This window comes from uncultured Nitrosomonas sp. (assembly GCF_902826915.1).
In the GTDB taxonomy this organism is placed as follows: domain Bacteria; phylum Pseudomonadota; class Gammaproteobacteria; order Burkholderiales; family Nitrosomonadaceae; genus Nitrosomonas.
On the sequence record NZ_CADEGP010000069.1, the window covers coordinates 1 to 14,495 of the forward strand.

General features: G+C 44.5%; 12 protein-coding genes and 2 pseudogenes. 5 read left to right on the forward strand and 9 right to left on the reverse strand.

Annotation, left to right across the window (positions count from 1 at the left end; all coding sequences use genetic code 11):
* Nucleotides 1–53 precede the first annotated feature (53 nt).
* From QZV86_RS11335 to QZV86_RS11365, 7 genes are all read right to left on the reverse strand, one after another.
* Nucleotides 54–1,568, reverse strand: a complete 1,515-nt coding sequence (locus tag QZV86_RS11335) for a M48 family metalloprotease (RefSeq protein ID WP_295628032.1) — start codon at nt 1,566–1,568, stop codon at nt 54–56.
* Nucleotides 1,569–1,609: 41 nt separating this feature from the next.
* A complete protein-coding gene (locus QZV86_RS11340; protein ID WP_295628035.1) occupies nt 1,610–3,241 on the reverse strand; it encodes an NAD+ synthase in 1,632 nt (543 codons plus the stop codon).
* Nucleotides 3,242–3,265: 24 nt separating this feature from the next.
* Nucleotides 3,266–4,642: a phosphomannomutase/phosphoglucomutase gene (locus QZV86_RS11345; protein WP_295628039.1), complete on the reverse strand. Its 1,377-nt coding sequence runs from the start codon at nt 4,640–4,642 to the stop codon at nt 3,266–3,268.
* A gap of 107 nt (nt 4,643–4,749) precedes the next feature.
* Nucleotides 4,750–4,953 carry a zinc-finger domain-containing protein gene (locus tag QZV86_RS11350; protein WP_295628042.1) on the reverse strand — a complete coding sequence of 68 codons (204 nt, stop codon included), beginning with the start codon at nt 4,951–4,953 and terminating at the stop codon, nt 4,750–4,752.
* Between the two features lie 25 nt (nt 4,954–4,978).
* Entirely contained in the window at nt 4,979–5,899 is a 921-nt protein-coding gene (locus QZV86_RS11355; RefSeq protein WP_295628045.1) for a branched-chain amino acid transaminase, read from the reverse strand.
* A gap of 391 nt (nt 5,900–6,290) precedes the next feature.
* The gene (locus QZV86_RS11360; protein ID WP_295628048.1) at nt 6,291–6,614 is read right to left on the reverse strand and encodes a hypothetical protein; all 324 of its coding nucleotides are present in this window, start codon (nt 6,612–6,614) and stop codon (nt 6,291–6,293) included.
* A gap of 475 nt (nt 6,615–7,089) precedes the next feature.
* Nucleotides 7,090–7,995 (reverse strand): hypothetical protein, encoded by a 906-nt coding sequence (locus QZV86_RS11365; protein WP_295628051.1) that lies wholly within the window; start codon nt 7,993–7,995, stop codon nt 7,090–7,092.
* A gap of 342 nt (nt 7,996–8,337) precedes the next feature.
* On the opposite strand from QZV86_RS11365, the gene QZV86_RS11370 reads away from it, so the two are divergent.
* The 4 genes from QZV86_RS11370 (at nt 8,338) to QZV86_RS11385 (ending at nt 11,773) form a co-directional block, all read left to right on the forward strand.
* Nucleotides 8,338–9,192 carry a hypothetical protein gene (locus QZV86_RS11370; protein ID WP_295628054.1) on the forward strand — a complete coding sequence of 285 codons (855 nt, stop codon included), beginning with the start codon at nt 8,338–8,340 and terminating at the stop codon, nt 9,190–9,192.
* Nucleotides 9,193–9,325: 133 nt separating this feature from the next.
* Nucleotides 9,326–10,558 carry a bifunctional alpha/beta hydrolase/OsmC family protein gene (locus QZV86_RS11375; protein WP_295628057.1) on the forward strand — a complete coding sequence of 411 codons (1,233 nt, stop codon included), beginning with the start codon at nt 9,326–9,328 and terminating at the stop codon, nt 10,556–10,558.
* 7 nt (nt 10,559–10,565) lie between these two features.
* Nucleotides 10,566–10,970 (forward strand): RNA-binding S4 domain-containing protein, encoded by a 405-nt coding sequence (locus QZV86_RS11380; protein ID WP_295628060.1) that lies wholly within the window; start codon nt 10,566–10,568, stop codon nt 10,968–10,970.
* A 17-nt stretch (nt 10,971–10,987) separates the two neighbouring features.
* Nucleotides 10,988–11,773, forward strand: coding sequence for an aldolase (locus tag QZV86_RS11385; RefSeq protein ID WP_295628063.1), 786 nt, complete (start codon nt 10,988–10,990; stop codon nt 11,771–11,773).
* Between the two features lie 53 nt (nt 11,774–11,826).
* Here QZV86_RS11385 and QZV86_RS13830 read toward each other — a convergent pair.
* Nucleotides 11,827–12,072 (reverse strand): annotated as a pseudogene (locus QZV86_RS13830) (DUF6868 family protein).
* A gap of 437 nt (nt 12,073–12,509) precedes the next feature.
* Between QZV86_RS13830 and QZV86_RS11390 the strand changes: the two are divergent.
* On the forward strand, nt 12,510–13,706 hold the full coding sequence (locus QZV86_RS11390) for an HD-GYP domain-containing protein (protein ID WP_295628066.1): 1,197 nt from the start codon (nt 12,510–12,512) through the stop codon (nt 13,704–13,706).
* An 82-nt stretch (nt 13,707–13,788) separates the two neighbouring features.
* Here QZV86_RS11390 and QZV86_RS11395 read toward each other — a convergent pair.
* Nucleotides 13,789–14,442: pseudogene (locus QZV86_RS11395) on the reverse strand (IS3 family transposase); the annotation flags it as partial.
* Nucleotides 14,443–14,495 lie beyond the last annotated feature (53 nt).

The following is a 14,495-nucleotide window of genomic DNA, read 5'->3' on the forward strand; positions in this document are numbered from 1 at the left end:
ATTCCGATACACATTTGACTCTCAATTCAACAATTGATTGCTACAGAGCCTTTTTATTTTTCCGCTTTATCCGCTTCTTCCCTGAGCGTCTCTACGTGTTTCAAACGCGCTTCTACACTGGAGAGTTGGTAAAAATTGCCATTACTATTTTGTAGCGCGGTCTTTAGTTGATCAACAGCGCCTGCATAGTGTCCTTTCAACAAATAAGACTCGGCGAGCGCGCGATGCTTGAGCATTTTATCACCTAATAGCTCGTAGCATTGGGCTTGCAGGCTAAACAATTGTGGATCACTTTGCACCAGTTGTAATTTCTGGGTAATAAATTCAAGTGCCGTATCAATTTGCTTGTTCTCTATTAATGCTTGTGCATAGCCATGGATCAGTGCGCGATATTGTGGGTAAATTTTTAATGCTGTTTTATAAGCATTGTAAGCGTCGGTTGTTTCTCCATTGGCCAGTTTAACTCGGGCTGATAGCGTTTCAATCATTGCACCGGCGATAATACTTTTGGATTCAATACGCACGGTTTTCCCCAGTTGGTGATTAGTCAACACGGGTATGGATGAATCGTTATGCAAAACTTGATACAAGAGAGCCAGCTCTGCGTTGGCCTGTTTGTATTTTTTGGCGCGCAATAACGCATGAATATAACCATAACGTTCAACCGCCTCATTGTTATAGCGCTTCTCGGCTAAGCGCGTTTTAAATTGCCGCATGGTATTACGCGCATTTCCTTGCATGGCGCGCAACTTCGCGCGTACCAGTAAAAAATCGATACTATCTGGAACTTGCCGGTAAGGCATTTTACGCATGCGATTCTCAATATCCGCGATACGTTCATAGGTGATCGGGTGTGTACGCAGGTACGAAGGCGCACCGTTTTCATGAAAACGCCCGGCGCGTTGCAAGCGTTCAAAGAAATCCGCCATGCCTTGTGGATTAAATCCCGCGTCCAATAAAATGCTTAAACCAATTCGATCGGCTTCTTTTTCGTGATTACGGGTGAAATCCAATTTTGATTGGATCATGCTGGCTTGTGAGGCAACCAATACCGCCTGACTTGCCTGCGCATCAGCACGCGAGGCGACGATGGCGACGGCTAGCGTTGCCAATTGCTTGACCAGGTCGTATTTCTGCGCAGCGATCATGCGTGCCAGGTGTTTTTGCGTGACATGCGCAATCTCGTGTGACATCACGGCCGCTAATTCGGATTCGCTTTGCGCGGCAATAATCAAACCGCTGTTGAATCCCATGAAGCCACCAGGCAGTGCAAATGCATTAATGGCGGGATTATCGATCGCGAAAAACTCAAATAATTGATTTGTACTGGCTTCACTTGAGCTGGCGATTAATTTATGACCCAGGTTGCTAAGATAGCTGGCGATTTCGGGGTCATCCATATAACTTGGATCAGCGCGAACTTGACGCATGATGCTCAGGCCTAACTGCCGCTCCTGATGTGGCGTGATGCTGGCCTGCGATACATCGCCTAACTCAGGCAATTCATGCGCAAAACTAATGGTCGAGAACCAAGTCGATAGCACAATTATCAAACACACTAATTTCATGATAATAGGATATCTATTTGTTTTTTGAGTTCCGTGAGTGCTTAGTCTGCAGCGGTTGTTGCCCAAGTCTTGTAATGCGAGGCGATGGGATAACGCCATGTGGTACCAAAATCGCAGTGCGTGATACGAATCCCCGGAGGAGACTGGCGGCGCTTGTATTCGTTCCTATGAATGAGTTGGATGACTTTGGCGACATCGGCTGCGTCGTAATGCAATGCAATGATTTCTGCCGGTGTAAGATTCTTCTCGACATAGGCTTCGATGATTCCATCCAAAATTTCATACGCGGGTAAGTTGTCCTGATCAGTCTGATTTAGGCGCAATTCAGCCGACGGCGCACGGCGGATAATGCGTTCAGGGATGACAGACTGAATTTGATTCCGATATTCACACAACTGATAAACCAGAGTTTTACTGACATCCTTTAATACCGCAAAGCCACCTGCCATGTCACCATACAGGGTGCAATAACCAACCGCCATTTCCGATTTGTTGCCCGTAGTCAGAACCATTGCGCCGGTATAATTTGATAGCGCCATTAATAGCGTGCCGCGGATGCGCGCCTGAATATTTTCCGGCATGGTATTAAGATCAGCCGGGTCCAATGAAATCTGAAAATCCTTGGCAATTTTTTTCAGATATAAATTAAATAGCGGTTCTATGCTGCATTCAATATGTTTAACCCCTAATAATTCGGCCATTTCATTGGCATCTTCCAGGCTCATGTCGGCGGTATATTGTGATGGCATCATGACTGTTTTGATTTGGTCTGCGCCTAACGCATCGACCGCAATCGCGAGCGCGAGCGCCGAGTCTACGCCTCCGGAAAGCCCCAGCAACACGCCGGGGAAAGCGTTTTTTTGAACATAATCCCGGACCCCTAAGCATAAGGCTTGATAGATGCTGGCGATAGAGGGGTGTGCTGGAGTTAACTTTCCTTTCACTGGCTGTTTGTCCTGAATTTCGATGAGTTCAATGGTTTCAGTAAACTCCTCCAGCTGATGCGTAAGTTCACCTTGCCCATTCATGACAAACGACGCACCATCAAAAACCAGTTCATCCTGTCCGCCGATTAGATTGGCGTGGATAACGGGGATGCCGGTATGCTTGATGAATTGGTGCGTGGTTTGATAGCGCGACACTTGCTTCTTGATATGATAAGCCGAAGCGTTGAGTACTAATAAGATATCGAGACTGGAGCTATCCACGTCCGCGGGCAAATGACCGAGCCAGAAATCAGCACAAATATCAATGCCGAATTTGATACCTTCCAATTCGAATAGGTATGGCTTGGTGCCGGCATCAAAGTAATAGGTTTCGTTAAAAAAAGGTGATTTGTTGAGAATTCTTTTGTGATAGGTATGCTGAATTTCACCATTGCGAATGACCGAGGCGGCATTATAAAGTCTGTCTTCTTCAAAACAGGGGTGTCCCACGATCAAAGTGATGTCACCGATCACTTGTGCCAGTTCTGTCAGGGCATCCTGACACGATTGGCAAAATGTTTCGCGCAACAGCAAATCCGCAGGAGGATATCCGGATAAAGCCAATTCGGGCGTTATGACCAACGCTGCACCCGCTTGCTGGGCTTGTTTCACCGCAGCCAGTATTTTGGCTACATTGCCAGTGATATCCCCTACCGTGCAATTAATCTGAGCAATGGCAATGTGCATAGTTTGCCTGGGTGTTATTGCGAGCTAGAAGGGGAGTTGAGCATCCGGCTTTGCTTGTAGAATGTTGTGACGAAAATCTTCCTGGATACGTTTTAGCGCGGTTTCATTGTCCGCTTCAAAACGTAAGACGATCACGGGCGTGGTATTGGAAGCGCGTGCCAGGCCAAATCCATCGCTGTATTCGACGCGTAGCCCATCAATAGTAATCACTTGTTGCGGATTGCTGAAAACTGCTTGCTGTTGCAGCTGTGCTATCAAAGCATGATTTTCACCCTCAGCGGTACGTACCTGTATTTCCGGTGTGTTAAGGCTATCGGGAAGATTATTCAGCGTGGCGTTGATATCCGCTTCGCGGCTCATCAATTCCAGCAATCGTGCACCGGCATATAAACCGTCGTCAAAACCATACCAGCGTTCCTTGAAAAACAAATGCCCGCTCATTTCGCCGGCCAGCAGGGCTTTTTCTTCAATCAGCTTGGCTTTGATAAACGAGTGTCCGGTTTTCCACATGACAGGGGTGCCGCCATGCTTACTAATCCAAGGCGCCAGGTTACGGGTACATTTCACGTCAAAAATGATTTTTCCACCTGGATTTCTCGATAATACATCTGCGGCGAACAGCATGAGCTGGCGATCGGCGTTAATGATATTGCCGTTCTTGGTCACGATGCCCAGTCGGTCGCCATCACCGTCAAAAGCCAGTCCGATTTCGGCATCGGTAGTTTTTAACGCATGAATCACATCTTTGAGATTCTCGGGTACCGATGGATCAGGATGGTGGTTAGGGAAAGAGCCATCCACGTCACAGAACAATTCAGTGACCTGACAACCCAAGCCGCGATAAAGCGCAGGCGCGAATGCGCCAGCCACGCCATTGCCGCAATCGACAACGATCTTGAGCGGACGATTGAGCTTGATATCCTTGGTGATGTGTTCGAGATAAGTGTTGACAATATTCTGTTCGGAATAATTGCCGCTACCGTGGGTCAGGTCGTTGTTTTCGATGCGTATTCGCAGAGCCTGGATGGTCTCGGCTGCCAGCGTCTGACCGCCGAGCACAATCTTGAAGCCATTATATTCAGGCGGGTTATGGCTGCCGGTCACCATTACCCCAGAGTATTGGCATAATTGATGTGCGGCAAAATAGAGCATCGGTGTTGCGACCATGCCGACATCCACCACATCGATTCCGCTGTTGCGGATACCACGTGCGAGTGCCTGGGATAGTTCGGTGCCTGATAATCTGCCATCGCGCCCGATTGCAATTGCCGTTAGATTCCTGGCACATGCTTCAGAACCTATGGCATGGCCGATTTTTTCGACATTTTCGACGGTGATGGTTTTATCGACAATGCCGCGGATATCATAAGCTTTAAAAATTTCATGAGGAATGGTTTGCATTATTTAATAAATCCGAAAAAAGAGTGGTTAATACAACGTGGAAAATTGGTATTGATCTCGTTACAATTTATCATCAGAACGCGGGTTTCCTCATAAATTAGCGGATTTTAGTGATGGCCAGGTGCAGCGCCGCCTTTGAGCGTGTAGTGAGTGCCGCAGTAGGGGCAAAGTGCCTCGCCGGTAGCTTCAATCGGCAGAAAAACCCGCGGATGAGCATTCCACAACAACATCGATGGCATCGGACAATGGAGTGGCAAGTCGTCTGTAGTCACTTCGATTTCGCGGGCTTTATTATTGGTTTGTTGATTCATACAAGTTAGCTCCAATGGTGCATTATTAAATCAAGGTAAGCCAGCTGGCGTGATTTTGGGCTTTACCTTTGACGCAATCAAAAAATAGCGTTTGTAGTTGTGTGGTAATTGGTCCACGTTTGCCAGCTCCGATAATGCGGTTATCCAATTCGCGAATTGGTGTGACTTCCGCGGCAGTGCCGGTGAAGAATGCCTCATCCGCGCAATAAACCTCATCACGTGTAATGCGCTTTTCGATCACGGGAATACCTAATTCCGCGGCCAGTTCAATGATGGATGCGCGCGTTATCCCTTCCAGACAGGAAGTAAGATCAGGCGTGAAGATTTTGCCTTGTTTGACGATAAAAATATTTTCTCCCGATCCTTCAGCAACATAACCTTCGACATCCAGCAACAAGGCTTCATCGTATCCATTCAACCCAACTTCCTGATTGGCCAGGATTGAATTGGCGTAAGTCGTAACCGATTTGGCACGGCACATATTAATGTTGACATGGTGCCGGGTGAACGACGATGTTTTGACGCGAATACCATTCTCCAGGCTTTCGGGACCCAGATACGTGCCCCAGGGCCAAGCGGCAATAGCGACATGCACGGATAATGTTTTGGCGGAAAGCCCCATTGCTTCAGCACCATAAAAAATGATCGGACGGATATAGCCGGAAGTCAATTTGTTTTGTTTTACCACATCACATTGCGCTTGCATGACCGCATCCTTGCCGAAAGGTATTTTCATCATGAAAATATGCGCCGAGTTAAACAAGCGGTCAGTATGTTCCTGCAGGCGGAATATCGCTGGTCCTTGCGTGGTTTCATAGGCGCGTAATCCTTCAAAAACACCCAAACCATAATGCAGCGTATGGGTTAATACATGTATATTGGCATCTCGCCAGGGAATCATTCTCCCGTCATACCAGATTACACCGTCACGGTCAGCCATTGACATTCAGGAACTCCCCTTAAAGATAGATACTAAAAAGGGTATATTCTAACTTAATTTGGCGTAGCGTAAAAATCACTGTAATGGATTGTGGTGTTGCGTCATATTCTTTAATAAGTGCAGTTAGGTTTTTCGAGGAATTATTAATTGTGCGCATAATGGACGCCATCGATTTATCGGATAGTACGAATAGGTTGAAGATAGAAGACAATGCGAGGATAGTAGTTTGATTGAGCACGACTGGGTTGTAGTGGTGCCTTCATGGCCTTTATACCTGCACACAAGTGCGTTAGCGCTATTGACGGAGTGAGTGTGACGACGGGTTTTGCTTAGAGAGGCATTCATATGTCTCGTGACATAGAACATGCTTCCTATTGTTTTTGGCCGTTCTCCTCTTTTATTTGCATTTGATAAATAGATTGCGATTAGTCATCGAACCCGATTGTGTCAGAAATCCGATTGAAGTTGATTGCGCATTTGCTCTAAATTCACGGATTGCTTGTGACAAGGGAACAATATCACCTTGCTGGTTCAGCACGTGATATCCCCGTGAGCCACAGATATCCCCGGCTTTTTCCAAGCAATGGCTATAATTTCTGCGAGAGCCACTACAGTTGATATTATGCCCTTTGGCCCCATCAGCAAGATACACCTCTTTGGAAGTGGCACAGCCAAGGAGCATACTTGCAAGGACTATTAGCATAAAAAATGAGCGAAACATGTTGATTCCTTTTTACTAAAATTCGACAGGTTCTCTGTCAAATGGAGGTTAGATAATGGTTCAATTTCAATTCAATACTACATGACTAAATTGTTGCTAAGCGACTAAGTTTTGCAGGCGAGCATAACCTAATATATTTGTCGCATGGATTCAATCGCAACGATCTCACTGCACTCGTTAGTAAAACACGTCATGCATTTCTTTATGAGCGCTCACTCTACTTAACATTATCGCAATAATGTTTTGCTTGAATAACTCTGACTCAAGCGCAACGTTTTTACCTATACAGTATAGCTTTTGTGAAGCAAAAAGCGAATGCCAAGCGGCAGGCTATCAAGTGATCGCTGGGATAAGTGGTGCCATATGGCATTGTGTATGCTGATTGGTGCTATGATTAAATCTTCGGTGCTGGTCATTGGTTCTATGACTTGCTTTAAATAACCTAAAAATATAGTTCGAACTACTGATGTAAGGCTTAATGATTCGGGAGAAGTGCTTTCAGATAGTTCTCAAATCTTAGTCGGACATTTTGGGGATGTTGTACGATTGCGTTAATGAGTTGTAGAAGCGGATAGTTTTGCGTATTCACCAGCTGATGCTGATTGATCATTTTTAAAGTATGCGGCCCTTCACCAGTAATTCCATCTGCCTCTTCCCTGGCCAGTTTCCGGCCTAATGTATGATGATGCGAATTTTCACTCGTCGCAGTGGTGATCAAATCGCCCAATCCTGCCAAGTGATAAGGACTGTCCAGTTGTCCGCCTAATTCAAGTACGATCTGATTCAATTCTTGCAACGCGGCTACAGCAAGAAAGCCCCGCATATTGTCACCCAGCTTGAGCTCATCGGCCATGCCAAATGCAATCGCATATACATTTTTTAAAATCACCGACCAGCTGATACCGGTAATGTCGAGGGTGTGTTCAAGCAGCAGTTTGGTGTCAGCAAAACAGGTCTGAATCCTATCAAATGAAGTGAAATCATGGCAGCCCAATTGCCCAAAAGCATATTGATTGGATCGAATTTCTTCGGAAATCATTGGACCATAAAGTAGGGCGTAAGGTTGTTCGTACACAAGGTTATCGGCGAATATTTGAGCCGCAGTTTTACCTGACTCATCCAACCCTTTGGCAATACTGACACATAAGCAGGTTTTTTTTAGCCTAGGTGCGATGTGCTGTATTATTTCACGATGCGGATTCACCGGTAGGCAGAACAATACGATATCAGCCTGCGGTACGCTTGCTTCAAGATCGACGGATGAGCCGCTGTTTTGAGGAAATTTCTCCCAAATATCCAACGCATGACGATCTTTGAGCAGAAATTCCATCGCATGCCCCATTTCCCCATAACCGAGAATAAGTATTCGGAACGATGTCATAAGAATTATTGTTAAATAAATACGTTTGAGTGGCGCATGGTTTTTTTTCTAATTGAGAAAGATTATGTTTATTAGCTTTCTGGATGCGACAATATGTCACATTGCCAATAGCGATGCCTTAATCGATAATTCAATAGGTTTATTTTGTAATACATTGAATAGAATTGTAGTGCATCTGCTTTCAATGATTCTCAAAGAACTGCAATAAAACACTGAGTAATTCTTAATCGACGTTCTGCAACTGCCTGAAGGAAAAAGAAACATTGATTCTAAAGGCGATGCTCATTACATTATTTTTCTTTTAAGAATAAATTTGCTCTATCCATACGGGAATATCAGGTTATGCCATTGACCATTAAACAACAAACTTCAATTCTTCAACTCATTTTGGCGATGTTCAATGCACCTCCAGGCGCGAGTAATCTCAATTATTTCGTTGCGCAGCTGAAACATGGTCAAGCATTGGAAAATTTGGCGCAATCATTGGCGAGAAGCGTTCTGTTTTTTGACAAACAATATGATGTTAATCTTGCTCCTATTGATTTTGCCGGTGCTTTGACAGAGGATTTGTTCGGCGATCGAATATCAAGCAGGAATAAGGCCTTAGTGATCGAATATATTTTTAATAAAATATCGTCCGGATCATCCCAGACAGAATTAGTTTCAGAATTCATCAATGTCTTATTCTCGATTCCTACTTCTGATTCCAATTGGGGTGAAGCAGCTTTGCACTATCACATTCATAATGTCACAAAAATTATCAATCATTTGTTAGGCGATACCTTCACGGCTGAGAACAAAGCCGTTGTGATTGAATTTATTTTGGCTCAAATGAAGGTTGGAAAAACTTTTGGAACAATGATCGTTTGGGGCATTAAAACCTTGATCAGTGTCGATCACGATAATCCTGTTTGGGGGAGCGCGGCAAAGCTATTCGATAATCGAGTCGAAGTTGCAAAATATCATTCTGTCGATAAATTTGGTGTCGTTACGGATCTTGCAGTTTTACAACAAATCCTATCGTGCGTGACTGCGAATTTCGAGACAGTTGTGGCCGCAAAAGCTGCGATTGATAAATTACAGGATGATCCTGTGATGCAGCTACAATACTTTAATCCATTTCGTCTGGATGAAGTATTGAGAAACGAGAAGCAAGATTCTGCATTATCCGCTGCGCAGGAATTAAAATTTGCATGACAGGTATTTCGGATTTATCACGGTACTTTTTCTATTCATGCGAATGAGCGAGTTTTAATCAGTCATTTTTGGTACTATTCAGGCATAGCTAATCTAGGTTTTGTGTAATTTGCTGTGAAGAGGTCGATAGTCCATGCCGCGTACTGAAGCAGTATTTGAGAATTCGCAAGGTGAATCATTAACGGGTTTATTGGAGATGCCAACCGGCGCTATTAAAGCATACGCGCTATTTGCCCATTGTTTTACCTGCTCCAAAGATAATCCGGCGGCGGTACGAATTGCTCTCGCACTAGCTAGTCGGGGCATCGCAGTATTGCGGTTTGATTTTACTGGATTGGGTACTAGTACAGGTGATTTCTCACATACCAATTTTTCGTCCAATATTCAGGATTTATTAGCCGCAGCGCAATATCTCGATCAGCAGTATGCTGCGCCTTCATTGTTAATCGGACATAGTCTGGGTGGTGCTGCCGTATTAGCGGCAGCACACGAGTTGTCATCGGTAAAAGCGGTGGTTACTATCGGTGCGCCGGCAACCGCATCGCATGTCAAGAACTTGTTTGCAGATTCGTATCATAAATTGCAGGATCAGCAATCGGTACAGGTTGAGTTGGGTGGAAGAAGTTTTAATATTCGTCGTCAATTCATTGATGATTTGGAAAAATATAATTCCGTGGCGCATATTGGTGAATTAAGAAAGGCGTTACTGATCTTGCATGCACCGCTGGATGACACGGTGTCGATAGACGAAGCAGCACGCATATTCACCGCGGCCAAACATCCCAAAAGCTTTGTATCGTTGGGTGATGCAGATCATATGTTATCTAACCCACAAGACTCCCAGTATGTTGCGGAGGTATTATCTGCCTGGGCCAGTTGTTACCTAGAAACAGATGAACTATCAGTAAAGCAAGAGGAAACTGCAAGACCATCGATCAAACAGGGTGTTGTGATAGTGCGCGAGCGCGATAAAAAATTCACGCGTGAGATCTTGACGCAGCATCATGGCTTGATCAGCGATGAACCCATCGCGCTTGGAGGTTCTGATCTTGGATTTAATCCTTATGAATTATTACTTGCTGCGCTGGGTAGTTGTACTTCAATGACCTTGCGTATGTACGCAAATCACAAGCAAATTGACTTGCAGGACATTCAGGTTGAGTTGCGGCATGATCGGATTCATGCTGAAGATTGCGCTGATTGTGAAAAACAAAAGACGCAAATTGACGTCTTAACACGAAACATTCGACTGACAGGCGATCTGAGCGATCAGCAACGTGCTCGATTATTGGAAATTGCCAATAAATGCCCGGTTCATAAAACGCTGCAAAACAAAATCCAGATAGATACCAATCTTGCAGATTGATGCTGATATGCAATCCACTGATAATAATGAAAAATATCGTATAGATAAATGGTTGTTTGCGACGCGGTTTTTCAAAACACGCGCATTAGCAGCTGCAGCGATTGATCGTGGCCGGGTCATGATTAACGATCAACGAATCAAGCCTGCCAAAACGATTGCAATAGGGGATAAAATAGAAATTCGTATTAATAATTATCAGTATACGATTGAAGTATTGGGATTATCGAATAAAAGAGGGTCTGCGCCACAAGCGCAGCAGCTTTATCGTGAAACCGATGAAAGCCGGGAGCAACGGGCGTTGTTAGCAGCACGGCTAAGAGCCCAGCCTCAGCCTTTTTTTGCCAAAGGACGCCCAACCAAGCGCGATCGACGAGAAATTGAACGGCTTACTTCAAGCACCGGTGAATTTTGAGGATCAAGTGAGAGAATATGAGCAATGACACCTTCAATTTAGGCAAAGAACAATTGATCAAACAATCGTTGATGCAAATGGGTCAACATTTGCAAGGCGCAACTTATACGCAAGCGCAAAAGTTGGCGCTGAGTTGCAGAATTTTGTTTGATAACGGGCATGATTCAGGATTGGCCGGACAAATTACCGCGCGCGGCGAACAACCGGGTACTTATTTGACGCAACGATTGGGATTCGGTTTTGACGAAATTTGCGTCAGCAATTTATTGCTCGTCAATGAAGATCTGGAAGTATTGGAAGGCGACGGCATGGCCAATCCGGCCAATCGCTTTCATTCCTGGTTGTATCGCGCTCGGTCTGATGTGCAGTGCATTATTCATACGCATGCCATACATACCGCTGCACTGAGCATGCTGGAAGTGCCACTGGAAATCTCGCACATGGATAATTGCGTGCTCTACGATGATGTAGCTTTTCTGCCTAAGTGGCCGGGCGTTCCAGTGGGCAATGATGAGGGCGAACTGATTGCCAAAGCAATTGGTGACAGACATGCCTTATTGTTAGCGCACCACGGCCTATTGATTGCCAGTACAAGTATTGAAGAAGCGTGCATACTGGCGCTTGCTTTTGAACGGGCGGCGCGCATGCACCTGCTGGCAGCATGCGCCGGTAAGATTCAGCCGATTGATCCCGATTTAGGGCGGGAAGCGCGCGATTGGATCCTGCGCGGACAACGCAGTAGCGTGGCTTTTGCGTATTATGCGCGGCGTACTTTAAGAAAAGCAGCGGATTGCTTGGAGTAACTATGAGCCAAGTGCGATTCACTGCATCAGTGCCATAGATATAAAAGAGCTCTTTATCCTAATATCTTCAAGGCTACGTAAGGCACGAAATTAAATATAAAAATAGCTATCTTGTATTGCGCCAGATATTGAAAATATGCACGCGATAAGTCTTCCTCGCTCAGCACGAACATCTTGCTATGGATTTTTGACACTCAACCACGCATGAGTACTATGAAAATGGTTATAAAAATCAATATCCCGTAGTTGATAACAGTGCACCATCCAAAGAATGCTGTGATTGTTTCGATTGAGTTCATTTTATGTTTCCTCCTGTTTAGATGTGTCAGGGTTTCTAAGCCACGTTTTTGCTTCGTCTAGTTTAATTCAACGAAAAGTTTTGTAGCGTGGCGGAAATTATGCTTCCAACGGCTTTGGCAGGAGGGCTGATCCAACTTATTTTTAAGTATTTCTTGATCTCGTGGGTGTGTGAACAGCAGGTGTGCTTTATACTTAAACTTAATTCAAGCTCTAAAAACCCTCTTATTCCTATTTTTGATTTTTCACGAGGAAGTGCACAATGTGTTTTCTTATTGTAGATTAGCGGCTTTTACCTGAAGACCGAGTCAATTGGTATTTAAGTAACATAATGAAAATATTGTCGATTGGTATCAAAGAACTGCTAAGTGATTATATTAGTGTTGACGGATCGAACGCATAACCCAATATATTAAATTTATTTTTTAGATTGTGCCTGATGATAAAAAAAGTGCAAGTCAGTGAAGTGCGGTTGGGAATGTATATTCATGCAATTGGTGGCAATTGGATGGAACACCCGTTCTGGAGAAAATCATTTAAGCTGGATCAGCAAAAAGACCTGGATAAGCTTGTGAACTGCAATCTGGATGAAATATGGATTGATACCACTAAAGGCCTTGATGTTGCCAAAATTATCCAGGTGGAAAATCCTGAGCCTGTGATTTTGGATCAACCGTCACAACCAACTAAGAAACCGGTCGCACGGGTTTCGATCGAGGAAGAGCTGCATGCCGCCAAAATAATTCAACATAAGGCTAAAGAAGCGGTTGCTGCGATGTTTGGCGATGTTCGAATGGGTAAGGCTTTAGAAATTGAAGAAGCGGAATCATTAGTGGATGAGATCAATCAATCAATGGAGCGAAATCCAAATGCATTACTTACATTGATTCGATTGAAAAATGCCAACGAATATACCTACCTGCATTCGGTTGCGGTTTGCATGCTGATGGTAGCGTTGGGAAGGATGTTGGGTTTAAACGCGGTGCAAATTAAACAAGCAGGTACTGCTGGATTGTTGCATGATATAGGAAAAATGGTGATTCCGAATGAAGTGCTCAACAAACCCGGAAAATTGACGGATGAAGAGTTTGTCATTATGAAGAGCCACCCGAAACGCGGCTGGGAAATTCTGAAATCCTGTTACCAGGTCGATGAATCAGCTTTGGATGTTTGTTTGCACCATCACGAGCGAGTAGATGGAAAAGGCTATCCGGAAGAATTGTCCGGTGATGCACTATCGTTGTTTGCGCGGATGGGTGCTGTTTGCGATGTATATGATGCAATCTCTTCAGATCGTTGCTACAAATCAGCTTGGTCCCCGGCTGAATCGATACGCAAAATGGCTTCTTGGAAAGACGGGCATTTTGATGAAACTGTTTTTCAGGCCTTTGTAAAAACAATAGGTATTTATCCATCCGGGACCTTGTTAAAACTCAAATCCGAGCGACTGGGCGTGGTGATCGAGCAGTCTACAAAAAAACTAACTACGCCTATCGTAAAAATTTTCTTTTCTACCCGAATCAACGCACATATTCATTCGGAAATTATAGATTTATCAAAAGAGACTGATGCCATTCAGAGTATCGAAGATCCGACTAAATGGGATTTTGATCTCAACAAGATTCAGGGAATTTAACCCGCTTTGATAATTGCAATTCTGGGTGTGTAGTATATTTGTACCCGCAGTTGACCTGGTCAAGTAAAACCGTACAACCCAGTTAAGCGACTTTTTTCAACATTTTTGTTTCTAGCTCATATTGATTCGGACTTTTGTATTCCAAGACTGAATGCAATCGATGGCTGTTATAAAACATGGAAATATAGTGCAGCACATCTTGCTGTGCTGCATAGCGGGTTTGGTAATGCCGCCAGTGGATTCGCTCCTGTTTGAGGCTGCGGAAAAAGCTTTCAGCCACAGCATTGTCGAAACAATCACCAATACGGCTCATGCTACCCATAAAGCCATGTATTTTCAGAAGCCGCCGGTATTCTTTACTGGCATATGCGATCCGTGAGTCCTACTGTACTATCAGTCTTGCTTGTGGCTGATGTTGCCAGATAGCCATTCTCCATGCATCACACACCAGTCTCGCTTTCATTCTTGAATTCATGCTCCAACCAACGACCTTCTTGGAAAACAAATCAATGACGACAGCCAGATACAGCTAGCCTTCCTGGATCCAAATGTAGGTTATGTCGCCAATGTAGACTTGTTTCGGGGCTTCAACATCAAATTGTCGATTCAGCTTGTTCTCGAACACCGGTTGTTTGTGATTACTGTTGGTTGTCACTTTGTATTTCTTCCGATGTTTGAACTGCACGCCGGCTTCCCGCATCAGGCTTCGAGCTTTCCAGCGACCAACCGGATAACCAGAGGTGGTCACACTTGATTGGACAGTTTTTCCCATATTTTAAGTGGAAATCT

Coding starts and splice junctions, on each gene's coding strand:
- QZV86_RS11335 (WP_295628032.1), bottom strand. CDS start 1,568: ATGAAATTAGTGTGTTTGATAATTGTGCTATCGACTTGGTTCTCGACC.
- QZV86_RS11340 (WP_295628035.1), bottom strand. CDS start 3,241: ATGCACATTGCCATTGCTCAGATTAATTGCACGGTAGGGGATATCACT.
- QZV86_RS11345 (WP_295628039.1), bottom strand. CDS start 4,642: ATGCAAACCATTCCTCATGAAATTTTTAAAGCTTATGATATCCGCGGC.
- QZV86_RS11350 (WP_295628042.1), bottom strand. CDS start 4,953: ATGAATCAACAAACCAATAATAAAGCCCGCGAAATCGAAGTGACTACA.
- QZV86_RS11355 (WP_295628045.1), bottom strand. CDS start 5,899: ATGTCAATGGCTGACCGTGACGGTGTAATCTGGTATGACGGGAGAATG.
- QZV86_RS11360 (WP_295628048.1), bottom strand. CDS start 6,614: ATGTTTCGCTCATTTTTTATGCTAATAGTCCTTGCAAGTATGCTCCTT.
- QZV86_RS11365 (WP_295628051.1), bottom strand. CDS start 7,995: ATGACATCGTTCCGAATACTTATTCTCGGTTATGGGGAAATGGGGCAT.
- QZV86_RS11370 (WP_295628054.1), top strand. CDS start 8,338: ATGCCATTGACCATTAAACAACAAACTTCAATTCTTCAACTCATTTTG.
- QZV86_RS11375 (WP_295628057.1), top strand. CDS start 9,326: ATGCCGCGTACTGAAGCAGTATTTGAGAATTCGCAAGGTGAATCATTA.
- QZV86_RS11380 (WP_295628060.1), top strand. CDS start 10,566: ATGCAATCCACTGATAATAATGAAAAATATCGTATAGATAAATGGTTG.
- QZV86_RS11385 (WP_295628063.1), top strand. CDS start 10,988: ATGAGCAATGACACCTTCAATTTAGGCAAAGAACAATTGATCAAACAA.
- QZV86_RS11390 (WP_295628066.1), top strand. CDS start 12,510: ATGATAAAAAAAGTGCAAGTCAGTGAAGTGCGGTTGGGAATGTATATT.